This window comes from Yersinia sp. 1652 StPb PI, from assembly GCF_041538345.1.
Taxonomy (GTDB): domain Bacteria; phylum Pseudomonadota; class Gammaproteobacteria; order Enterobacterales; family Enterobacteriaceae; genus Yersinia; species Yersinia enterocolitica_E.
Genome location: NZ_JAULSM010000001.1, coordinates 969804 through 991248 on the forward strand (window position 1 = coordinate 969804; position 21445 = coordinate 991248).

The window sequence follows — 21445 nt, forward strand, 5'->3', positions numbered from 1 at the left end:
GGCCGATAGCGATATCGGCCATTTTTTTACTTTTATTGGTGATTACTGCTCGCCGAGTTGCAACAAATCAGGAAGATTACCCTCGCCATACAGATGCAGTGCACCGACCGCGACCACATAACGCCCGGCTGGCAGATGTTCTAGTTGCTGCTGCCAGCGTTTATTCCGTTGAATCATCAGCACATCGTATAGATTTTGGCTAAAAGTTGGTGCCAGTGTGGTTAGGTTATTGGTTGGGGGATGTTCCAGCCACCAGCCAATCATGGTTTGCAGCAGGCGTGCGTTGGTGTGCCAATGGGTCAGAGTATCAAGCAGTAAAGACATGCCGTTATCAGGTAATGTCTCCAGTAAATCGAGTTGCATTTGTGTTCCTTCCAACTCTATAACACTTTTTTCTTGTGCTGCTGCCGCTTTCAATAATTGAAAATCGATGCCGTATTCCCCACGCAATCCCAGACGTTGAGCCTGGCGAGCCTGAAGCATTAAGGCGACCTGCCATGCCGGTAGAAAGGCCATCGAGTGCGGATCAGTGCTCAGCTCTTCGCAGCGCTGTAACAGTTGCTGATATTGCTCCTCAGATAATCTATCGATTAATGCTTCGCTGAGGGTATCGGTACCAAAAGGTGAGGAGGTGTCGGTGATATCAGCTTCGACAATAAGTGCATCAGCCTGATTCAATTTATTCAGTAATTCGTGGGGGAGGGGGAACATGTTCTCGGTTCCCATATGAATACTGCCGACCATATGGAAGTGGCGTTCACCGGGTAAGGTGATATCCAACGCCGGATAGGGGTAGGTCGCCGGTGTCAGGATACCGAGAAATCGTGCGATGTGGCGTAATAATTGGCCCATATCCATGTGGTTCCCTTTTTAGCATTTCTTAACATGCTAAACGCTAAATGGCGCACATGAAAGTGTTGTGCGCCATTAGGTTATACCCTTTGTATTTGCAGCCGCAGGGGGTTAGCTGCTCTTGTTACTCGGCCCATCCCTGAGCCTACCTGCAACGCCAATGACTTTGGGGATATCAGGAGCGCTTACTGCTTAGGTTTAAAACGCAGCAAACGGTTAGCGTTGCTGACTACGGTAATGGATGACAGCGCCATGGCCGCCCCTGCCACCACCGGGCTAAGTAATGTTCCGGTGAACGGGAACAGAATTCCCGCCGCAATCGGAATACCCAGTGCGTTGTAGAAAAACGCACCCAATAAGTTTTGCTTCATATTGCGCAATGTTGCTTTGGCAAGCTCCACGGCATCCGCAACCCCATGCAGACTGTGGCGCATTAGCGTGATAGCCGCAGTTTCAATCGCGATATCACTACCACCCCCCATGGCAATCCCAACATCCGCTTGTGCCAGTGCAGGGGCATCATTGATACCATCACCAATCATCGCCACTTTATGTCCGGCGGCTTGCAGTTGCTTGATAGCCTCAGCTTTACCCTCCGGCAACACCCCCGCGATCACCTGATCAATACCGGCTTCTTTGGCAATGGCATTGGCGGTAATTGGGTTATCACCGGTTAACATCACCAGACTGTATCCCAGCTGATGCAATCGTTGCAGAGCGCTGACACTGTCGCTGCGCAGTGGGTCGCGGATCGACAGCAGTGCCGCGGGTTTACCCATCGCGCTGAGGATAACCGGGGTGGCACCACTTTCAGCTTGCTGCTGCATGAGTGATTGCAACTCACGGGTATCAATGCTCTGTTCCTCCAGCAGGCGGTTGTTCCCTAGCAACAAAGGAATGCCGTCAACTTCACCACTGACACCCAAGCCACGTAAGGTGCGGAACTGACTGACGGTAGCCAGCGTCAGCCCTTCGGCACGTTGCAAAATAGCGCGAGCCAATGGGTGATTAGAGCCGGTTTCTAGTGCTGCGGCCCATCCCAGCGCTTGTTGTTCGCTGACACCGTTAAAGGTATGAATTGCCACTACTTGTGGGTGACCTTCCGTTAGCGTGCCGGTTTTGTCGAACACCAACGTATCGAGATTACTGGCTTGCTGCAATGCATCGGCATCACGTACCAAAACACCAAACTCGGCCGCCCGCCCGACGCCAGAGATGATAGACATCGGCGTCGCCAGTCCAAGCGCGCAGGGACAAGCGATAATGAGCACTGTGGTAGCAACCACCAGGGTGTACACCAACTGAGGCTGTGGACCGAGGAAATACCAAATCAGTCCGGCGATAACAGCAATTGCCACCACGGTTGGCACAAATACCGCTGAGATTCGATCCGCCAATTTGCCGATTTCTGGTTTACTGCTTTGCGCCTGACGAACCAGTTTGATGATGCGAGCCAGTGTGGTTTGGCTACCAATGGCATTGGCGCGGAACAGTACCGATCCATCCTGTACTTGGGTACCTGCATGTACCACATCACCTGCTGATTTTTGTTGTGGGATAGGTTCGCCGGTCAGCATGGCTTCGTCCATCCACACTTCGCCCTGCACAATTTTACCATCAACCGGTACTCGGTCACCGGTAGTCAGACGCAAGGTCATGCCCAATTGGACCTCAGCCAGAGGGATCACTTGCTCACCGTCGTCAGATACCCGCCGTGCTGTCGGTGGTGCCAGGTCCAGCAGTCGCTCCAACGCATTAGATGAACGCTGTCTGGCGCGTTGTTCCATCGCATGACCAAGGTTAATCAAACCGATTATCATGGCGCTGGCTTCATAATAGAGGTGGCGCGCCTCCATCGGGAAAACATCCGGCCAGATATTCACCGTAATGGAATAGAGCCACGCCGCTCCGGTACCTAGTGCCACTAAGGTATCCATGGTGGCACTGCCATTTTTCAGGCTGACCCAGGCGTTGCGATAGAAATGGCCACCCGCAAATATCATCACCAGCAGAGTAATCACCCCGACAATAAGCCACGGTGTCTGGGTTTCTGGCGTTAGCGTCATACTGCCGCCAAATAACCCCCATCCCATCAGGGGGATACCCAACAGCAGGCCCAGTGCTGCTTGCCATTGGAAGCGCTTCATACTGGCTTGCGACATCTGTTGCTGACGTTCGCGGCGCTCGCCTTCGTCTTCAATAATCTCCGCACCATAACCGGCATTTTTGACGGCTGCGATTAAGGCTTCATTGCTTGGGTTACCGGTTACTAACGCGCTACGCTCCGCCAAATTGACGCGCGCAACCTCAACCCCATCAACACCTTCCAGAGCATGTTGTACTTTGGATACGCAACTGGCACAGCTCATCCCGGTTAGCAATAACTGGACGCTATCGATATCCACCGCTGTGGTTGGGTTAGCATTAATATCACTTGTTACTGCCGGAATGGTTGAAGAGGCCGCTGCCTGATATTCCGGCTGAGATGGGGCTGAGTCAGTCAGCGGCTCAGTTTTTGGGGATGGGGCACCTGGCAGTGCGGCGTGATAACCCGCCTGTTCCACTGCGCTAATTAGCACCTGCGGATCAGCTTTACCATACACTTTAGCGCTATCCACACTCACCACGGCTGCAATTACACCGGGAACGGCTTCCAGAGCTTGGCGTGTGGCTTCAGTACAATGGCCGCAGCTTAAGCCAGAGAGCTGTAATTGTGTATCGGGTGTTTGGGCTGCTTCTGCCTGATAACCGGCTTGTTTGACAGTATCAATCAGCGTGTTGATATCGGCTTCACCGGTCACTTTGGCATAGTTAACGTCGACTTCAGCATGATGAATATCTTCACGACTTTCTAAGGCGGTTTTCACTCGCTTGGCACAATTCATACAGGAAAGGCCATGCAAGGCCAGCACTGTGGTTTGCAACATAATTAACTCCTTATCGAGTAACCACTTATCCGTTCATTTCGTCGGGATAAGTTTAGTCGGTAATCCCAGTCACATCGCTTATCGTCGCTGATAATGGATTTATCCATAACCTTAAGCTGTACAGGTTTTATTCCGCTTGACTGACATCGTTGTTTTCACTAATTATGGAGGTTAAACCTTCCAGCAAGGGGAAGGTCAAGGGGGAAATATGAACATAAGCGATGTGGCAAAAAAAACCGGTTTAACCAGCAAAGCCATACGTTTCTACGAAGAAAAAAAACTGCTGACACCGCCTATCCGCACTGATAACGGCTATCGCAGCTACAGTGCCAAACACATTGAAGAGTTAACCCTGCTACGTCAGGCACGGCAGGTTGGCTTTACACTGGATGAATGTCGCGAGTTACTGGCATTATTTCATAACCCGGCCCGCCACAGCGCGGATGTGAAAGCGGCGACGCTGCTAAAGGTTGCGGAAATCGAGCAACATATTGATGATCTTAACCAGATGCGCTTGCGCTTGTTAGCGTTGGCAGATGAGTGCCCAGGGGATGATGGCGCTGATTGCCCGATTATCAATAATTTGTCGGGATGTTGTCATTCGGCAGCTAAGCAGGCTGGCGATGATAAGGATAAAGTTGTTAACAAACAGACGGTTGTGGGGGATGAGGCGGTTGTTGGTTAACTGACAGGCCACTCAACTGACGGCCTGCCGGTCAATATGCTACTGACGATAATATAGGTATTACTGAGGGATGGCGCGGACATGCAAGGTATTGCCTTCCACGAATATCACTTCAACTTCGGTACCAACACCCAGTTCGGTTGCGCAATAAATACGCCAGCTACTGTCACCAACCCGCATGCGACCAAAACCATCAATGGTTGGTTCGGTCAATGTGGCCCGCGTACCCAACAGCTGATGGGTACGTTGATTCAGCATGGCAGGTTGTGGTTTGATGCGTTTACTCAGCCAATACCACCACAGGAATGCAGCAACCACCGTCAGGACGGAAAATAGCACGCCTTGCATCTCCCAGCTGAAGGGAAATAGCCAGACTAACGCGCCCACGACTACGGCGGCAACGCCGCTCCACAGCATATAACCACTGGCACCTAGCATCTCAGCGGCCAGAAGCAGCCCGCCGAGGGATAGCCAAAACCAACTTGGATTCGCGGCAATTTCCTCCAGCATGGTTATTTACCTCGGCTGTTTTTACTCTCGCCAATCAGTTCTGCAATCCCACCGATAGCACCCATCAGGCTGCTGGCTTCTAGCGGCATCATAATGACTTTGCTGTTATTGGCGGAGCCGATGTGTTGCAGTGCGTCGGTATATTTCTGTGCCACAAAGTAGTTAATGGCTTGAATGTCACCGGCAGCAATAGCCTCAGAAACCATTCTGGTGGCTTGGGCTTCAGCTTCAGCACCACGCTCACGGGCTTCTGCTTGCAAGAATGCGGATTGACGTTCACCTTCAGCTTTCAGAATCTGTGATTGCTTCTCACCTTCAGCACGCAAAATTGCGGCCTGACGAACCCCTTCGGCTTCCAGAATATCAGCACGTTTAGTACGTTCCGCTTTCATCTGAGCATTCATCGCAGAAATCAACTCAGCCGGTGGGCGCACATCACGGACTTCAATACGTGTCACTTTAATGCCCCACGGGTTGGTGGCTTCATCAACAATATGCAACAGGCGGCCGTTGATGTTGTCACGTTGCGACAACATTTCATCCAGCTCCATAGAACCCAAAACAGTACGGAAGTTGGTCATGGTCAAATTGATGATGGCCGATTCCAAATTGCTGACTTCATAAGCTGCTTTTACTGGGTCAATAACCTGGATAAAGCAGACGGCATCAATTGCTACGTTGGCGTTATCGCGGGAAATGATCTCTTGGGATGGGATATCCAAGACTTGTTCCATCATATTGATTTTGCGGCCAACACGATCCATAAATGGCACAACGATGTTCAAGCCTGGCATCAGGGTTTTGGTATAACGACCAAAACGCTCGACAGTCCACTGAAAACCTTGTGGAACAATTTTGATTGAGGAAAACACCACAATCAGGGCTACAACGATAAGAACAGGGATGACCGTAAACATATTTAACTTCCTGTCAGCAATGATATTTGTTTCTTAATATTACGTGACCGGTGGTTAAATGCCTAACTAAAGGCAGGTAAAAGCGTGTAAATGAGAAAAAACTTGGCTGAGGCAGAATAAAACCGCGCGGGATGCCCCCGCGCAGTAGCAAATAAGGGGATCGCCAAAAAGGTTATGGCGATTAACTTTCGCTGTCAGTACAGTAATGAGTAAAGTTGACGACGATATTTGGCGGCCAGTGCATCGCCGGTGCCTAGTGCAGCTAAAATATCCATTAATGTCTTACGTGCAGTACCGTTCGCGGCAGCCAGATCTTTCTTCAGATGGCTCAGCAACAGCTCTAAAGCCTCTTCATTGCGGCCAACCTGATGCAGTTGTAGCGCCAATTGCACCGCGAGTTCGACGTTATCAGGCTGTTCAGTCAGTTGCTGTTGTAACTGTTGGATCTCTGGCGTGTCGGCAGCTTGTTTGAGCAACTCAATCTGAGCAATCAGCCCTTGATAACGGGTATCACGGTCTTGCAGTGGAATGGTTGCCAACACTGTTTCAGCATCTTCACTGCGGTTCAACTGAATTTGCACTTCAGCCAGTTGCAGGCCAATTTCACTGTTTTGCCCACTCAGCGCCCAGGCATCTTTCAGCAGTGGCAGTGCTTCTTGCACTTTGCCTTCGCTTAACAATTGTGCAGCTTCGGCAACTTTCAATTCTTCAGGTTTCGGCAATACCCGTTGTAATAGCTCGCGGATAACCTCTTCCGGCTGTGGTCCTTGGAAGCCATCAACCGGTTGACCGTCTTTAAACAGATAAACCGCCGGAATTGAGCGTAAACCAAACTGTGACGCCACCATCTGCTCTGCATCGCAGTCGACACGAGCCAGAATGAATTGACCGGCATATTCTGCGGCCAGTTTATCCAGCACTGGGGTCAGTTGCAGACAATGCTGGCTGCGTTCGGACCAAAAGTAGAACAGTACCGGCACGGCCATGGATTGTTCTAAGGCCTGGTGTAGGTTTGCTTCAGTAATATCAATCGTAGTAGGTGCTAGCATGAATTATTTCTCTCATCCGTTTTAACACTAGATGGGGGCAGATTATGTTGCTTCAACCCCAACTATTTTTGGATAGTCAGTTAGGCATTACCGCGCAGGACTTTATCTAACATTCGCCCCGGTAGGATGCGGCGCAATAGGGTCAATGCATGGGCCACTAATGTGACAGGATAGCGCAATTGTGGGCGCGGGCTTTCCAGTGCATGGCGTAATTTCGGTAATATAGCCTGCGGGGGCAGGGTAAATCGCTTTGCGATACCGGGATTATTGACCGGTTTATCGGCCTCGGCCTGATTGACGTTTTGTGTAAAATGGGTACTGATCGGGCCGGGTTCAATCAGACAAACATGTACACCACTGTCGTGCAGTTCCATACGTAGTGCATCAGACCAGGCTTCCAGCGCATATTTGCTGGCCGCATAAGCGCCGCGACCTGCGGTAGAAACCAACCCCATCACCGAACTGGTTTGAATTATACGCCCTTCGCCGTGAGGCAACATTGCTGGCAACAGCAATTGCGTGAGCTGGTGGGTGCCGAATAGATTGGTGGAAAACTGCTTTTCCAACTGCTGGCGTGAAATGGTGTGCAATGGGCCATACAGGCCGAAACCACCATTGTTAAACAGGCCGTATAAGCGCCCGCCAGTCAGTTCGATAACCTGCGCAGCAGCACGTTCCACACTGGCACTGTCATCCAAATCCAGTTCAATACCTTCCAGACCCAATTGCGTCATCTTTGCCACATCATCAGGTTTACGGCAGGCGGCCAGTACGCGATAGCCCCTGTTTTTCAAATCCTGTGCTGCAACCAGCCCGATACCGCTGGAACAACCGGTAATTAATACAGTTTTTTGCATAACTTTACCTGGTGAGTGATTCTATTTGTTTGAACAAGTGCTATTACTGCTTATTGGTCACTAATGGTTTAAGTTGTTGCGCCATCCAATCGGCGATGAAGGGTTGGGCCGCGGCGTTAGGGTGTAAGCCATCATCCTGCATCCACTGCGGTTTCACAGCAACAGCTTCCATAAAAAAAGGAACCAATGGAATGTTAAATTGCTGTGCCAGTTGTGGATACATCGCGGTGAAAGCAGCAGTATAACGGCGACCATAGTTAGGCGGAATACGGATTTGCATCAATAAAGGTTGGGCTTTTGCTTCCAATATCTGATTGATAATTTGTGTCAGATCCCGTTGAGTATCTTGCGTTGGAAAACCACGCAGGCCGTCATTTGCTCCCAGTTCTATCAGCACCCAGCGCGGCTGGTGTTGTTTGAGTAGGGCCGGTAGGCGGGCCAAACCTTGAGCGGCGGTGTCACCACTGATACTGGCGTTGACTACCTTCGGCAGTGACGGTGTTCCCTGCCATGTTTTATCCAGCCGTGAAGGCCATGCTTGGGCAATCGGCAGGCGGTAACCGGCGCTTAAGCTATCGCCAAGAATTAACAGTGTATCGGTTGCGGCGGCACGCAAACTGAATAATCCCAACAGTAAAAGGAAGGGAAGATGCCAGCGGAAAACGTTCTTGAAGTTCATCATCTTAATAAATACGTCGGCCAGGGTGAGCAACAGCTCTCCATCCTTACCGGAGTTGAGCTGGTTGTCAAACCCGCCCAGACAATTGCGCTGATTGGTGAGTCGGGTTCAGGCAAGTCAACTTTGCTGGGGATTCTGGCAGGCCTGGATGATGGCAGCAGTGGTGAGGTGAGTTTACTCGGCCAGTCTTTGACCGCGATGGATGAAGAAGGGCGCGCGCAATTACGTGCAAAAAACGTCGGCTTCGTGTTTCAGTCATTTATGTTGGTACCCACACTCAATACGTTGGAGAACGTTCAGCTTCCTGCATTGTTGCGTGGAGAGAGCGAACGCAATAGTAAGGCCCATGCGGTGGAGTTATTAGAGCAACTCGGATTGGGCAAACGGCTACATCATCTGCCCGCTCAGCTTTCTGGCGGTGAGCAGCAGCGGGTAGCACTGGCCCGAGCCTTCAGTGGGCGGCCTAAAGTGTTATTTGCCGATGAACCGACCGGTAATCTTGACCGCCATACCGGTGACAGAATTGCTGATTTGTTGTTTTCATTGAATCGGGATTATGACACCACACTGATTCTGGTTACCCATGATGTACAACTGGCGGGGCGTTGTCAGCGCCGCTTGCGGCTGCGGGACGGCAAATTGTGGGAGGAAGCATGATTTGGCGCTGGTTTTGGCGTGAGTGGCGCTCACCCTCACTGTTAATTGTTTGGCTGGCATTAACACTGGCGGTGGCTTGTGTGCTGGCGCTGGGTACCATCAGTGACCGGATGGAAAAAGGGCTAAGTCAGCAAAGCCGCGATTTTTTGGCCGGCGATCGGGTGCTGAGCGCGGCGCATCCGGTTCCTGAAGCGTGGTTGCTGGAAGCTAAACGGCAAGGGTTGACCGTCAGTCGCCAGTTATCGTTTATGACCATGACCTTCGCGGGCGATCGCCCACAACTGGCTGATGTGAAAGCCACAGATTTAGCCTATCCGCTGTATGGCAAATTAGATACGTTGCCTGCTGGCGCGGTGCTTGAACCGGGTACGGTGTTGGTGGCTCCAAGGCTGTTGTCGCTGCTTGGGGTTAAGGTCGGCGATATGCTGGATGTCGGTGATACTTCACTGAAAATTGTCGGTGAAGTGATTCAGGAGCCTGATTCTGGCTTTAATCCATTCCAAACCGCGCCGCGTATTTTGATCAATCTGGCTGACGTGGAAAAGACCGGTGCGATTCAGCCGGGTAGCCGTCTGACCTATCGTTATATGTTCGCCGGCCAGCCTGATGGCGTGACCCAATTTAGTGACTGGCTTACGCCACAATTGAAACCAGAGCAGCGGTTGTATGGTTTACAAGAATCAGGTGGCGCGTTGGGGAAATCGCTGCAACGGGCGCAGCAGTTCTTGCTGTTATCGGCGCTATTGACGTTACTACTTTCGATTGCTGCCGTTGCGGTGGCGATGGGCCACTATTGCCGTAGCCGCTATGATTTAGTTGCGGTACTGAAAACATTAGGTGCAGGACACCGTGCACTGCGGCGGTTGATTATCGGTCAGTGGCTGTCGGTGCTGGTGTTGGCAGGCCTGTGTGGCAGCGTGATTGGCCTCTTATTCGAGAAGGTTTTAGTTCGTTTATTGTCACCGGTATTACCGGCCGCATTGCCAGCAGCCGGTTTATGGCCATGGGTATGGTCAATGGGTTCGCTGGTATTGATTTCGCTGCTGGTGGGTGTGCGCCCCTATCGGCAACTGCTCGCGACCCAGCCGCTACGGGTTTTGCGCCGTGATGTTTCCGCGAATGTTTGGCCGCTGCGTTACTTTATTCCTGCAATGTTGGTTATCGTGATTGGCTTATTGGCATTGCTGATGGGGGGGAACGCGTTATTGTGGGCCATTCTGGCTGGCATGGTGGTATTGGCGTTATTACTGGGCGTGATTGGCTGGGGCAGTCTGGTACTGTTGCGCCGCCTGACTGTTACCCGTCTATCATTGCGGCTGGCAATCAACCGTTTGCTACGTCAACCGTGGATGACGTTAACGCAACTGGCGGCATTCTCTTTATCCTTTATGCTGTTAGCATTGTTATTGGTACTGCGTGGGGATCTATTGGATCGTTGGCAGCAACAATTGCCGCCGGACAGCCCGAATTACTTCTTGCTGAATATGACACCGCAACAGGTGCCACAGGTAACTGAGTTTCTGACGCAACATCAGATAACGCCATCAACGTTCTATCCTATCGTGCGGGTACGGCTGTCTGAAATTAACCAGCAACTGGCCACCGAGCGGGTGCGTGAAGATGAACCCGGTGGTGAGGCGGTTAACCGTGAATTGAATCTGACTTGGCAGCAAGATTTACCGGCGCACAATATTTTGACCGCCGGTCAATGGCCACCTAAAGCCGATGAAGTGTCGATGGAACAAGGAATTGCTGACAGGCTGGGGATTAAAATCGGCGATAAACTGACATTTAGCGGCGATACGCAGTCATTCGAAGCCAAAGTTAGCAGTATTCGTCAGGTGGATTGGGAAAGCCTGCGGCCAAACTTCTACTTTATCTTCCCGCCAGGTGCATTGGATAAACAGCCACAAACCTGGCTGACCAGTTTCCGCTATCAAGGAGACGGGGAGGTGCTGACACAACTGAATCGGCAGTTCCCAACACTCAGTTTGCTGGATATTGGCGCGATGCTTAAACAGGTCGGGCAGGTGTTGCAGCAGGTGAGTCGTGCACTGGAAGTGATGGTGATACTGGTTATCATCTGTGGCACTTTGTTGCTGTTAGCGCAGGTTCAAGTAGGGATGCGTCAGCGCCGTCAGGAGCTGGTGGTTTACCGGACACTTGGCGCAAGTAAACGCTTACTGCGGGGTACCTTGTGGTGGGAGTTTGCCCTACTGGGGTTGGTCGCCGGGCTGGCGGCTGCCATCGGGGCAGAGGCGGCACTGTGGGCATTACAGCGCTTAGTGTTTGATTTCCCGTGGCAGCCTAATTGGGTGATGTGGTGGCTGTTGCCACTGGCTGGCGCACTATTGTTGTCACTGTGTGGCGGTTGGTTAGGTGCGCGTTTGTTACAGGGAAGGGCGCTGTTCCGCAATTATGACAGTTAGCCCACTTGGGTAATCTGGCGTTGCAGTGTGGCTGCAACGCCAACGATTTGTGGGGCAGGCCAGATGAGTTACAGCTTATCCTGCGCCCAGATCAGCGCGTTCTGGTATTCCGCTGGTAACAACGGCGCAAGTGCGACCAGAGCAGCACGTAATTGTGCGCCATCGGGGTGGTTCAAATTCAGATGACCTACTTTACGGCCTGCGCGCACTTCTTTTTCATACCAGTGCAGATGCACCAACGGCAGAGATAGCCATTCGATGTTCACTGGCGTGCCAATCAGGTTGACCATCGCTGACGGGGTGTTGACCACCGGCGTCGGTAAGGGCAGGTCCAAAATGGCGCGCAGATGCAGTTCAAACTGGCTTATTGACGCACCATTTTGCGTCCAGTGGCCGCTGTTATGCACCCGTGGTGCCAGCTCATTGATCAACAAATTGTCGCCAACGATAAAGCACTCCATGGCCATTACGCCAACATAATTCAGCTCATCCATAATGGCTGACAGCATTTTTTCAGCTTGTTGCTGTAATCTGCTATCGGGCTGTGGCAAAGCCACACTCATGCGCAGGATGCCATCTTCATGCAGATTGTGGGTTAACGGGTAAAACACCGATTTGCCCTGGCTGCTGCGTGCGCCGACCAGCGAAACTTCACCGCTGAAGTTAATCCCTTGCTCAACGATGCATTCACCGTAAGCATCAGTCGGTAAGGTATCCTGATCACCTGCCCGCAACCGCCACTGACCACGTCCGTCATAGCCTCCGACCCGACGTTTGACAATGGCCAGCTCACCTAATGTTGCAAAGACCTGCGGCCATTCGCTACTACTTGCTAATAGCTGCCACGGTGCGGTTGGCAGATTCAGGCTATCGAGCAATTGCTTTTGTGTCAGGCGATCAGCCAGACGCGGGAAGATATCGCGGTTAACAAAAGCCGTGTGTGTGGCGAGTTCGCGGGTTAACGCCGTTTCTGGCCAGCGCTCAATCTCGGCGGTAATCACACTGTGCTGATAAGGCACGGCTTCAGGTTCTGCATCCAAACCCACCGGATAAACGGCAATACCCAGGGGTTCGCCAGCCTGACGCAGCATGCGCCCTAGCTGACCATTACCTAATACGCAAACTGGTTTCATGCCTTCACCTGTAAGTCTGGCACCCGAGGATCTGGATTATCCAGCACTTCGTCAGTTTGGCTTTTGCGCCAATCAGCCAGACGAGCGGCTAATTCAGCATCGTGCAATGCCAATATTTGTGCGGCCAGCAAAGCGGCATTGGCGGCACCGGCTTTACCGATAGCCAAGGTTCCCACCGGGATACCGCGCGGCATTTGTACAATCGAATACAGGCTGTCGACGCCACTCAGCGCAGCACTTTGTACCGGAACACCTAAAACAGGTACCAGCGTTTTTGCCGCAATCATACCTGGCAGATGTGCAGCACCACCGGCACCGGCAATTATCACCTGTAAGCCCTTGGTTTGGGCCGACTCGGCAAAACTGAACAGCTTATCGGGGGTGCGGTGTGCGGAGACAACGTCCACATGAAATGGAACATTGAGCGTGGTGAGCACGTCAGCGGCGAACTGCATGGTGGCCCAGTCACTCTTGGACCCCATTACGATAGCGATTTTAACCCCGGCTGCATAAGCCGAATCGAGGTTAGCTCCCATGAGTGTAAAGCTCCTGTGATTGCGCAAGCGTCGGCCAGAATGATTTTACTTAAATCGTGACTGGCGAAGAGGGCGTAGAGCATATCATGAGCCAAAGGCGAGGAAAACGGTTGCGTCGCGGCTTTTAGTGGGATTTATCGGTTTTTTATACCCACTAGCCAGATAAACCTGAAGGTCAAAATGGGAATTTAATCAACTCAACGTTGTCTGCCGTGACTTTGACCATCGACCCCTCAACATGCCAGGCACCAAGAACCACTCGATGGGCGGTTGTGGCGGGGAGTGCTACGGTGTGAACCGCTGGGCGATGCGTATGCCCGTGGATCATCCAACTGACGCCATTACGTTGGAGGCTATCAATCACTGCTTGTGGATTTACATCCATGATAAGTTCAGATTTGCCGCTATTGTTCTGCTGACTTTGGTTACGCATATAAGCCGCAATGCGTAAACGAAAACGCAGAGGTAGCCACAGGAACAGTTTTTGAATCAGTGGATTATGTACTCTACGACGAAAATGCTGATAGTCGGTGTCATCGGTGCACAGTGTATCACCATGTAAAATAACAATTTTACGGTCATACAGTTCGACGACTATCTCTTCCGGCAGCAGGGTCATACCACTTTCTTGAGCAAAGCGTTTACCGAGCAAAAAGTCACGATTACCGTGGATAAAGTAGCAAGGTACACCCTGTTGTTGGAGTGATTTCAGCGCAGCGGCAACTTGCCGGTACAGTGGTTCGGGGTCATCATCGCCAATCCAGGACTCGAACAGATCACCCAGGATATATAACGCATCAGCATGAATGGCTTCACGCTGTATAAAATGCAGGAAACCGGCAGTGATTGCCGGTTCCTGAACGCTAAGATGCAGATCTGCAATAAAAAGCGTGCTCATTAAGCTGTCATTATTCGCTAATAGTGACGCTTTTGATAATCACATCTTCTTTTGGTACATCCTGATGCATACCGCTACGGCCAGTAGCAACGTTTTTGATTTTATCAACAACGTCCAGACCTTCAGTGACTTCAGCAAATACGCAGTAACCCCAACCATCTGGGCGCTCTGAACGGAAGTTCAGGAAGTCGTTGTCGGCAACGTTAATGAAGAACTGTGCAGTGGCAGAGTGCGGATCGTTGGTACGCGCCATTGCCAGGGTGCCACGGGTGTTTTTCAGGCCGTTGTTAGCTTCGTTTTTGATAGTTGCATCCGTGGTTTTCTGGTTCATGCCCGGCTCAAAACCACCGCCTTGAATCATGAAACCGTCGATAACACGGTGGAAGATAGTGTTATCATAGAAGCCCTTACGGCAGTAGTTCAGGAAGTTTTCAACGGTAACCGGCGCTTTATCCGCGAAGGTATTGACGACGATATCGCCGTGATTAGTATGAAACGTGACCATAATAATGTTCCTGCTAGTGTAATAGTGTATTCACAAATGAGTCGTAACTCTTTAGACGGCTCTTATATCATAACTCTGAGATTGAGTCAGCACTCGAAACGCCAGCAAGATGTGTGAAAAAGTGCTGAATCAGTGGTTGATTTACCGCATAATCTGATGATATCCTTTTATCTCCCTCGTCCTTGACGTTGTTTGCGCTCTACCGGCAACGCCAATGAGTTTGGGTATAAACCATGCTTACCGCAAAACAAAAACCACGGAATGTCCCGATGCTAAAGATTTTTAATACACTGAGTCGCCAAAAAGAGGAATTCAAGCCTATTCATGCCGGTAAAATTGGTATGTACGTATGCGGGATCACCATTTATGACCTGTGTCACATTGGGCATGGGCGTACTTTTGTCGCTTTCGACGTCGTGGCGCGTTATTTGCGTTATTTAGGTTACTCTCTGACGTATGTGCGTAACGTTACCGATGTTGACGATAAAATTATCAAGCGCGCATTGGAAAACAATGAAAGCTGTGAGCAACTGACGACACGTATGCTGGCAGAAATGCATAAAGATTTCGATGCACTGAATCTTGAACGCCCTGATTTAGAGCCGCGTGCGACTCACCATATTCCTGAAATTATTGCGCTGACTGAGCGTTTGATTGCCCGTGATCACGCTTATGTCGCGTCAAATGGCGATGTAATGTTTGCTGTGGACAGTGATCCTGATTACGGTTTGCTGTCCCGTCAGGATTTGGATCAATTGCAGGCCGGTGCCCGGGTTGAAGTGGCTGATGTTAAACGCAATCCGATGGATTTTGTCTTGTGGAAAATGTCTAAACCGGGTGAACCAAGTTGGGCATCGCCTTGGGGGCCGGGCCGCCCTGGCTGGCATATCGAGTGCTCGGCGATGAATGGCAAACAGTTGGGCGCACATTTTGATATTCACGGCGGCGGTTCTGATTTGATGTTCCCGCACCACGAAAATGAAATTGCACAATCTACCTGTGCCCATGATGGTCCCTATGTGAACTACTGGATGCACTCCGGTATGGTGATGATTGACAAAGAAAAAATGTCTAAATCACTGAATAACTTTTTCACCATTCGTGATGTGCTGGCCTATTACGATGCTGAAACCGTACGTTACTTCCTGATGTCCGGCCACTATCGCAGTCAGCTTAACTACAGCGAAGAGAACCTCAAACAGGCACGTGCCTCACTAGAACGCCTGTATACCGCTCTACGTGGGACTGATGCGAGTGCGACGCCTGCGGGTGGTGCAGAGTTTGAAGCGCGTTTCCGTGCCGCAATGGATGATGATTTTAATACGCCAGAAGCCTATTCGGTACTGTTTGATATTGCCCGTGAAGTAAACCGCCTGAAAACTGAAGATATTATGGCGGCGAATGGCTTAGCGGCAGAATTGCGTAAACTGGCCCATGTGCTGGGATTATTAGAGCAGGATCCAGAGCTGTTTTTACAAAGTGGCGCGCAGACTAATGACGACGAAGTAGCAAAAATAGAAGCGTTGATTAAGCAACGTAACGATGCCCGTAGCAGTAAAGATTGGGCGCTGGCCGATTCGGCCCGTGATCAGTTGAATGAGCTGGGTATTGTGCTGGAAGATGGCCCACAAGGGACGATATGGCGCCGTAAATAGCATGGTATTGGGTGGATAGGTGCAATTTAGCTATCTGCATCTAAAAAAATTGCGGTTCTGGTGCTGACCAGTAACCGCATTTTTTTGCCCTTATCTCGCCATGGCAGTCTTTCGCAATAACCAGCTAGAACTCGCCTTTGCTGAGGTGATTAGGCTTTAACCTGCACTTTCATGCCTTGAAACTCAACAATCTGGTCAGCCAGGATTTTGCAGCGCTTACGCGTTTCTACATTCCCGTCGACTTTCACCTGTCCATCTGCGATGGCGGCTTTCGCTGAGGCACCGCTGTCGTTCCAGCCCTGTAACTTTAATAAGTCACACAGCTCAACGTGCGGGTGTTTTTCCAAATGAAAAATGTCCATTCCTATCCTTACAATCAATTTTCGTTGATGTCGTGATATTCCTCGCAGGCTTGCAAGGTATTTTGTATCAGTGTTGCAACGGTCATCGGCCCGACGCCACCGGGAACCGGTGTAATCCAACCCGCACGCTCAACGGCGACATCAAATTCTACATCGCCGACTACTTTACCACTTTCCAGACGGTTAATGCCTACATCAATCACGATAGCACCAGGTTTAATCCATTCACCGGGAATAAAACCGGGTTTACCCACGGCAACCACCAGCAAGTCAGCATTTTCCACATGTTGGCGCAGATTTTTGGTAAAACGATGCGTGACGGTGGTAGTGCAACCTGCTAGCAGCAGTTCAAGGCTCATTGGGCGGCCTACAATATTGGATGCACCGACCACAACTGCATTGAGGCCGTAAGTCGAGATATTATAACGCTCCAGCAAGGTAACGATGCCGCGTGGGGTACAAGGGCGCAATTTCGGTGCGCGTTGACACAGACGGCCCACGTTATACGGGTGGAAGCCATCTACATCTTTATCTGGGTGGATACGTTCCAGTACTTTGACATTATCAATGCCAGCAGGCAGTGGTAGTTGCACCAGAATCCCATCAATTTCACCATCGTCATTCAGTGAATCAATCAATGCCAGCAACTCTGCCTCTGTGGTGGTCACTGGCAGATCATAAGAACGCGAAACAAAACCGACCTCTTCGCACGCCTTACGCTTACTGGCGACATAAATTTGTGAGGCTGGGTTGACACCAACTAATACTACAGCCAGGCCGGGAGCACGCTTACCGGCAGCCAAACGTTTCTGTACCAACGCAGCAACTTCATTTCTTACCTGCTGCGCAATCGTTTTACCATCAATAATTTTTGCTGACATCAGTGGAGGGATCCATCAATTAAAAAAAGCGGGAATGTGCCTATTTTGTCAGAAGCGGGGCGTGCTGTCAGGCGTATAATAACGATTAATTAACGATTAAATAGCCAGATGATAAACCGTAAGGCGAAAACCCATTGACTCGAAAGAGACTGCCCGTATAATCCAACCCGCAACTGACTACCGGCAGTGTTCTGTGCTGCGGTAAATATCAAATGCGCCCTTAGCTCAGTTGGATAGAGCAACGGCCTTCTAAGCCGTAGGTCACAGGTTCGAATCCTGTAGGGCGTACCATCTATACTTCTTCTGCCGTCTATCTAAGTCTACTAATCCCTTATATAATCAGCCTCTCTGACAATTCCTAGCATCCCAACGTCTACCTACATCCACTGCAATCAACAACAAAGTGGGGGTACTATTGGGGGTATGTCTAGGTTCAATGAAGTGAGATACCCCCACATGAAACTGAACGCCCGACAGGTCGATACTGCAAAGCCAAAAGAGAAGCCCTATAAGCTATCTGATGGAGGTGGATTATTTTTGTTAGTAAAAACTACTGGTTCACGTTGTTGGCGGCTGAAGTATCGGATCGCCGGTAAAGAAAAATTGCTAGCATTTGGGGTCTATCCTGATATCACTCTTGCTGAAGCCAGAGCAAAAAGAGACGAGGCAAAGCGTATACTTGCAGTGGGCGGCGACCCTGGTGAAGAAAAGAAAGTAGAAAAACAAACCAGAAAAGTCAGCATTGATAACACGTTCGAAGCTCTAGCCAGAGAATGGCATGCCTACAAAAGGCCCAATTGGTCTAAAGGTTATGCTGATGATTTAATGGAGTCGTTCGAAAAAGACATATTCCCTTACGTTGGCAAGCGTCCAGTTGCTGAAATCAAACCTCTAGAAATTCTCGAAACCCTACGCAAGTTAGAAAAGCGTGGCGTCCTCGATAAGATGCGTAAAATCCGTCAGGCATGCAGTCAAACCTTCCGTTATGCAATCGTAACTGGCAGGGCAGAGAACAATCCAGCAAGTGAACTAGCTGGCGCTCTGGCGGTTCAGAAGCACACGCATTACCCCCACCTCTTAGCGAACGAGCTTCCCGCATATCTTAACGCCCTCAACGCCTACAGCGGCAGTACAGTCACCCGAATAGCAACACGCCTACTTATGCTTACCGGAGTTCGCACAACCGAACTACGGGCTGCTGAGTGGGTAGAATTTGATTTAGATAAGGCCATTTGGGAAGTACCTACTGCCAGAATGAAAATGCGTCGTCCTCACTTGGTTCCCTTGCCAGAACAAGCTTTGGCATTACTGCGTCAATTACATGAGATTACTGGACGATTTAAACTGGTATTCCCCGGCCGCAATGACAGCTTAAAGCCAATGAGTGAAGCCAGTATTAATCAGGTCATAAAACGTATTGGTTATCATGGTAAAGCCACTGGTCACGGTTTCCGGCACACCATGAGTACCATTTTACATGAGCAGGGGTTTAATACTGCGTGGATAGAAACACAGTTGGCCCACGTGGATAAAAACAGCATTCGTGGTACCTACAATCACGCCCAGTATCTGGATGGTCGTCGAGAAATGCTTCAGTGGTATGCCGACTATATGGATAGCCTGGAACGTCAGTCAAAAGCTTAGTGATTAGGTAAAATTCTTCCGTGAGGAATAAAAAAGGGTCGGTTCAGTAGGTTCAGTCGGTTCAATGCTTTAGTTTATTGATTTATAAGTTAATTATTTCATTTTTTGAACCGACCCTGAACCGACTTTAGGCCGTTTGAACCGACCTTAATCACGTTACCTCCTGTAAAACTGGCTTTCTCTCAGCTAAATCATCCTAAATCTGTGATCGATAAGCCGAAATTGTTCACCACAGTTTGATGTAAAAATGTGAAGTGGTGTCATGCATTGGTGGGGTAGGTGCTGGACGAGTATACAGTGGTGATTTATAGTAGACCTCAAGAGAATAAGGCTATGCCTAGGCTGATCCCCGAAAACCAGTACACCTCTACTGGCTGGCATAGCCCCTAAAATTTAGAGGATGCGAGGTGGCGTTGTGAATAAGTCATTGTCTTTTTCGTTTATTGAGGACTTTAGTAAAAAAGAGCAGATGATTGCTAATAAAATAAAGGAAGACGATGATTTTATATATTCTTCTGATTCATTCATTGAGCTTGTTTCAGAGATGACAGGGCATATATCTAAGGATTTATCTAATTATAAAGGGATGCTTACTGAAGAAAATCTAAGCCATTTATCGTTAGATAATGCTCTAGATATTTTCTTCTTAGAAGAATGGCCTGAAGATTACCTAGGTTATTTATCATATTGTTCAAAGTGGATGTGTGAGTCATTTGGTGTTTCTTTTCAGGTTTATGGGGCATCAGCTTTCGCGGCGATTTGGTTTATTGCAAAGGGCGAACAATTTAAAGCATCCCAATATTTGATAATGTGCATGCAGCCAATACTATCTGTCATGCGAATTGGAGATATATCAAAAGAGAGAGGTAAGTTAGGAGGACGGCCGGAGCACCCTAGGAAGTCTGAGGCAATTAAGATTGCTAGGCAAAAATGGAATGTCATGGAATATGCTTCATTGAATATCGTTGCCACTGCTGTAAAACATCATCTGGATAATAAGTATAAGGATTCCCCAAGTTTACCGGCAATAAAAAAATGGCTCAAAAATGCTGAGTTTAGACCTAAGAAATCAGTAAAATAAAAACTAGGTTTTTATGCAAAAAAAATAAAAACTTGGTATTTGTTTATAATGAGTAATAACTAGGTTTTTGTTGTTTATATTTATTATAATAAGAGTGAAAATCCCTTGTCATCTACAGACGTCTATCAGTGACGGTAACCAGAAACAGGGGACAATATGCCGCAATCACTTATCCGCCTATCAGAAGTTCAACGTCGCACTGGCTATAGTAAGGCATGGCTTTATCGCCTTATGAGCCAGAGTCGATTCCCCACCTCTATTAAGATCGGTACCCGTTCCATTGCCTTCGTTGAAAGCGAAATTGACGAATGGATCAATCAGCGCATTGCTGAATCCCGCAAGGAAGTCGCCTGATTATGAATATAGGGTGTTCATTTGTTGCGTGTGTTTGCGTTCGACTTAATCCAGCATTTGATTTCCATCGCTACAGATACTAAACGATTTAACGAAGGGTAATTAAACATGAAAAAATTAAATGCCTTAATTGGCAGCGGCCAAACTCACTCTGAATTTAGCACTACCTCTAACTCGATCGCGCTGAAGTTTAAAGATCAAACTGTAATTCCTTTTGACCATGGTGATGGGAAGATTTGGGTAACAGCTAAAGAGTCCGCTAAGTTGCTCGGCTATGCCAATGCGAAATCAGTTACCAACTTGTACAACAGCAACTCAGATGAGTTTACCTCTAGTATGACCGAGGTCATTACAACAGTGACCTCGGGGAAAACAATGGGTTGCAATAATCTTAAGACGAAAATACGTATTTTCTCTCTTCGGGGTTTGCACTTACTTGGATTGCTGGCTGAAACTCCTGTTGCCAAGGACTTGAGGCGTTGGGCTTTGGATTTAATGGACAAAGAGTCAGGGGGATTGGTCGCTGATACTCGCCTGACGCTCCAGCAGATGCAGAACATTGTTGCTACAGCTTGGAAAACTTCCAATGAAGACTCTTCTGATGCAGGTAGGCGCTTACGCAAGCGCCAAGATGATTTACCTGTACTTCAGAAAGCCCAGAAATTGGTTGATGAGATAGGGCAAATCCCTTTTGAGTTTATTGGCGGTGGCAAGCTGGGGATACAGTAATTATGTCTCAGATTATAGCTATCTCGGTGATTTCGTGTCAGTTGAAAGTAAGTAATACTGACGCTCAAAATTTAAACTACGAAACTTCCGTAGTACCTGAAGCAA

General features: G+C 49.4%; 21 protein-coding genes and 1 tRNA gene. 9 read left to right on the top strand and 13 right to left on the bottom strand.

Annotation, left to right across the window (positions count from 1 at the left end):
* Positions 1 to 42 precede the first annotated feature (42 nt).
* Positions 43 to 852 (bottom strand): TraB/GumN family protein, encoded by an 810-nt coding sequence (locus Q2T71_RS04300; RefSeq protein WP_372559844.1) that lies wholly within the window; start codon positions 850 to 852, stop codon positions 43 to 45.
* Between the two features lie 185 nt (positions 853 to 1037).
* Positions 1038 to 3779, bottom strand: a complete 2742-nt coding sequence (gene copA / locus Q2T71_RS04305) for a copper-exporting P-type ATPase CopA (RefSeq protein ID WP_372558229.1) — start codon at positions 3777 to 3779, stop codon at positions 1038 to 1040.
* 208 nt (positions 3780 to 3987) lie between these two features.
* Here copA and cueR point away from each other — a divergent pair, with 208 nt between their 5' ends.
* Entirely contained in the window at positions 3988 to 4464 is a 477-nt protein-coding gene (gene cueR, locus Q2T71_RS04310; RefSeq protein WP_372558230.1) for a Cu(I)-responsive transcriptional regulator, read from the top strand.
* Positions 4465 to 4524: 60 nt separating this feature from the next.
* Here cueR and Q2T71_RS04315 read toward each other — a convergent pair whose 3' ends face one another.
* The 5 genes from Q2T71_RS04315 to tesA all read right to left on the bottom strand — a co-directional run bounded on the left by Q2T71_RS04315 (position 4525) and on the right by tesA (position 8476).
* Entirely contained in the window at positions 4525 to 4974 is a 450-nt protein-coding gene (locus Q2T71_RS04315) for an NfeD family protein (RefSeq protein WP_083159921.1), read from the bottom strand.
* Positions 4975 to 4976: 2 nt separating this feature from the next.
* Complete coding sequence (locus tag Q2T71_RS04320; RefSeq protein WP_004704953.1) at positions 4977 to 5891, bottom strand: SPFH domain-containing protein; 915 nt, start codon at positions 5889 to 5891, stop codon at positions 4977 to 4979.
* Between the two features lie 194 nt (positions 5892 to 6085).
* Positions 6086 to 6940, bottom strand: a complete 855-nt coding sequence (locus Q2T71_RS04325) for a co-chaperone YbbN (protein WP_083159919.1) — start codon at positions 6938 to 6940, stop codon at positions 6086 to 6088.
* An 80-nt stretch (positions 6941 to 7020) separates the two neighbouring features.
* Positions 7021 to 7797, bottom strand: a complete 777-nt coding sequence (locus Q2T71_RS04330) for an SDR family oxidoreductase (protein WP_372558231.1) — start codon at positions 7795 to 7797, stop codon at positions 7021 to 7023.
* 43 nt (positions 7798 to 7840) lie between these two features.
* Positions 7841 to 8476, bottom strand: coding sequence for a multifunctional acyl-CoA thioesterase I/protease I/lysophospholipase L1 (gene tesA, locus Q2T71_RS04335; protein ID WP_372559845.1), 636 nt, complete (start codon positions 8474 to 8476; stop codon positions 7841 to 7843).
* Here tesA and ybbA point away from each other — a divergent pair.
* Together ybbA and ybbP are read left to right on the top strand one after the other, a co-directional pair.
* A complete protein-coding gene (gene ybbA / locus Q2T71_RS04340; RefSeq protein WP_372558232.1) occupies positions 8447 to 9133 on the top strand; it encodes a putative ABC transporter ATP-binding protein YbbA in 687 nt (228 codons plus the stop codon). The two genes, tesA and ybbA, sit on opposite strands and share 30 nt — an antisense overlap.
* On the top strand, positions 9130 to 11562 hold the full coding sequence (ybbP, locus tag Q2T71_RS04345) for a putative ABC transporter permease subunit YbbP (protein WP_372558233.1): 2433 nt from the start codon (positions 9130 to 9132) through the stop codon (positions 11560 to 11562). The genes ybbA and ybbP overlap by 4 nt, the downstream gene beginning before the upstream one ends.
* Positions 11563 to 11630: 68 nt before the next feature.
* On the opposite strand, the gene purK is transcribed toward ybbP, so the two are convergent.
* From purK to ppiB, 4 genes are all read right to left on the bottom strand, one after another.
* Positions 11631 to 12695 carry a 5-(carboxyamino)imidazole ribonucleotide synthase gene (purK, locus tag Q2T71_RS04350; protein WP_372558234.1) on the bottom strand — a complete coding sequence of 355 codons (1065 nt, stop codon included), beginning with the start codon at positions 12693 to 12695 and terminating at the stop codon, positions 11631 to 11633.
* Positions 12692 to 13231 (bottom strand): 5-(carboxyamino)imidazole ribonucleotide mutase, encoded by a 540-nt coding sequence (gene purE, locus Q2T71_RS04355; protein ID WP_372558235.1) that lies wholly within the window; start codon positions 13229 to 13231, stop codon positions 12692 to 12694. The genes purK and purE overlap by 4 nt, the downstream gene beginning before the upstream one ends.
* Before the next feature lie 175 nt (positions 13232 to 13406).
* A complete protein-coding gene (locus Q2T71_RS04360) occupies positions 13407 to 14129 on the bottom strand; it encodes a UDP-2,3-diacylglucosamine diphosphatase (protein ID WP_372558236.1) in 723 nt (240 codons plus the stop codon).
* 10 nt (positions 14130 to 14139) lie between these two features.
* On the bottom strand, positions 14140 to 14634 hold the full coding sequence (gene ppiB / locus Q2T71_RS04365) for a peptidylprolyl isomerase B (RefSeq protein WP_005182430.1): 495 nt from the start codon (positions 14632 to 14634) through the stop codon (positions 14140 to 14142).
* A 269-nt stretch (positions 14635 to 14903) separates the two neighbouring features.
* Here ppiB and cysS point away from each other — a divergent pair, with 269 nt between their 5' ends.
* Positions 14904 to 16289 (top strand): cysteine--tRNA ligase, encoded by a 1386-nt coding sequence (cysS, locus tag Q2T71_RS04370; protein ID WP_372558237.1) that lies wholly within the window; start codon positions 14904 to 14906, stop codon positions 16287 to 16289.
* Between the two features lie 149 nt (positions 16290 to 16438).
* On the opposite strand, the gene ybcJ is transcribed toward cysS, so the two are convergent.
* Positions 16439 to 16651: a ribosome-associated protein YbcJ gene (gene ybcJ / locus Q2T71_RS04375; RefSeq protein ID WP_004390634.1), complete on the bottom strand. Its 213-nt coding sequence runs from the start codon at positions 16649 to 16651 to the stop codon at positions 16439 to 16441.
* A gap of 14 nt (positions 16652 to 16665) precedes the next feature.
* A complete protein-coding gene (gene folD / locus Q2T71_RS04380; protein WP_083159903.1) occupies positions 16666 to 17532 on the bottom strand; it encodes a bifunctional methylenetetrahydrofolate dehydrogenase/methenyltetrahydrofolate cyclohydrolase FolD in 867 nt (288 codons plus the stop codon).
* Between the two features lie 214 nt (positions 17533 to 17746).
* Here folD and Q2T71_RS04385 point away from each other — a divergent pair.
* The 5 genes from Q2T71_RS04385 to Q2T71_RS04405 all read left to right on the top strand — a co-directional run bounded on the left by Q2T71_RS04385 (position 17747) and on the right by Q2T71_RS04405 (position 21340).
* Positions 17747 to 17823 (top strand) — tRNA-Arg (locus tag Q2T71_RS04385).
* Positions 17824 to 17988: 165 nt separating this feature from the next.
* Positions 17989 to 19176, top strand: coding sequence for a tyrosine-type recombinase/integrase (locus Q2T71_RS04390; RefSeq protein ID WP_372558238.1), 1188 nt, complete (start codon positions 17989 to 17991; stop codon positions 19174 to 19176).
* 415 nt (positions 19177 to 19591) lie between these two features.
* A complete protein-coding gene (locus Q2T71_RS04395; protein ID WP_145566359.1) occupies positions 19592 to 20257 on the top strand; it encodes a hypothetical protein in 666 nt (221 codons plus the stop codon).
* Between the two features lie 156 nt (positions 20258 to 20413).
* Positions 20414 to 20611 carry an AlpA family transcriptional regulator gene (locus tag Q2T71_RS04400; protein WP_100190925.1) on the top strand — a complete coding sequence of 66 codons (198 nt, stop codon included), beginning with the start codon at positions 20414 to 20416 and terminating at the stop codon, positions 20609 to 20611.
* Positions 20612 to 20719: 108 nt separating this feature from the next.
* Positions 20720 to 21340, top strand: coding sequence for a BRO family protein (locus tag Q2T71_RS04405; protein ID WP_145566360.1), 621 nt, complete (start codon positions 20720 to 20722; stop codon positions 21338 to 21340).
* Positions 21341 to 21445 lie beyond the last annotated feature (105 nt).

What these genes read in the sequence shown, in the direction of transcription:
- Q2T71_RS04300 (WP_372559844.1), bottom strand. Translation starts at nt 852, where the DNA reads ATGGGCCAATTATTACGCCACATCGCACGATTTCTCGGTATCCTGACA.
- copA (WP_372558229.1), bottom strand. Translation starts at nt 3,779, where the DNA reads ATGTTGCAAACCACAGTGCTGGCCTTGCATGGCCTTTCCTGTATGAAT.
- cueR (WP_372558230.1), top strand. Translation starts at nt 3,988, where the DNA reads ATGAACATAAGCGATGTGGCAAAAAAAACCGGTTTAACCAGCAAAGCC.
- Q2T71_RS04315 (WP_083159921.1), bottom strand. Translation starts at nt 4,974, where the DNA reads ATGCTGGAGGAAATTGCCGCGAATCCAAGTTGGTTTTGGCTATCCCTC.
- Q2T71_RS04320 (WP_004704953.1), bottom strand. Translation starts at nt 5,891, where the DNA reads ATGTTTACGGTCATCCCTGTTCTTATCGTTGTAGCCCTGATTGTGGTG.
- Q2T71_RS04325 (WP_083159919.1), bottom strand. Translation starts at nt 6,940, where the DNA reads ATGCTAGCACCTACTACGATTGATATTACTGAAGCAAACCTACACCAG.
- Q2T71_RS04330 (WP_372558231.1), bottom strand. Translation starts at nt 7,797, where the DNA reads ATGCAAAAAACTGTATTAATTACCGGTTGTTCCAGCGGTATCGGGCTG.
- ybbA (WP_372558232.1), top strand. Translation starts at nt 8,447, where the DNA reads ATGCCAGCGGAAAACGTTCTTGAAGTTCATCATCTTAATAAATACGTC.
- tesA (WP_372559845.1), bottom strand. Translation starts at nt 8,476, where the DNA reads ATGAACTTCAAGAACGTTTTCCGCTGGCATCTTCCCTTCCTTTTACTG.
- ybbP (WP_372558233.1), top strand. Translation starts at nt 9,130, where the DNA reads ATGATTTGGCGCTGGTTTTGGCGTGAGTGGCGCTCACCCTCACTGTTA.
- purK (WP_372558234.1), bottom strand. Translation starts at nt 12,695, where the DNA reads ATGAAACCAGTTTGCGTATTAGGTAATGGTCAGCTAGGGCGCATGCTG.
- purE (WP_372558235.1), bottom strand. Translation starts at nt 13,231, where the DNA reads ATGGGAGCTAACCTCGATTCGGCTTATGCAGCCGGGGTTAAAATCGCT.
- Q2T71_RS04360 (WP_372558236.1), bottom strand. Translation starts at nt 14,129, where the DNA reads ATGAGCACGCTTTTTATTGCAGATCTGCATCTTAGCGTTCAGGAACCG.
- ppiB (WP_005182430.1), bottom strand. Translation starts at nt 14,634, where the DNA reads ATGGTCACGTTTCATACTAATCACGGCGATATCGTCGTCAATACCTTC.
- cysS (WP_372558237.1), top strand. Translation starts at nt 14,904, where the DNA reads ATGCTAAAGATTTTTAATACACTGAGTCGCCAAAAAGAGGAATTCAAG.
- ybcJ (WP_004390634.1), bottom strand. Translation starts at nt 16,651, where the DNA reads ATGGACATTTTTCATTTGGAAAAACACCCGCACGTTGAGCTGTGTGAC.
- folD (WP_083159903.1), bottom strand. Translation starts at nt 17,532, where the DNA reads ATGTCAGCAAAAATTATTGATGGTAAAACGATTGCGCAGCAGGTAAGA.
- Q2T71_RS04390 (WP_372558238.1), top strand. Translation starts at nt 17,989, where the DNA reads ATGAAACTGAACGCCCGACAGGTCGATACTGCAAAGCCAAAAGAGAAG.
- Q2T71_RS04400 (WP_100190925.1), top strand. Translation starts at nt 20,414, where the DNA reads ATGCCGCAATCACTTATCCGCCTATCAGAAGTTCAACGTCGCACTGGC.
- Q2T71_RS04405 (WP_145566360.1), top strand. Translation starts at nt 20,720, where the DNA reads ATGAAAAAATTAAATGCCTTAATTGGCAGCGGCCAAACTCACTCTGAA.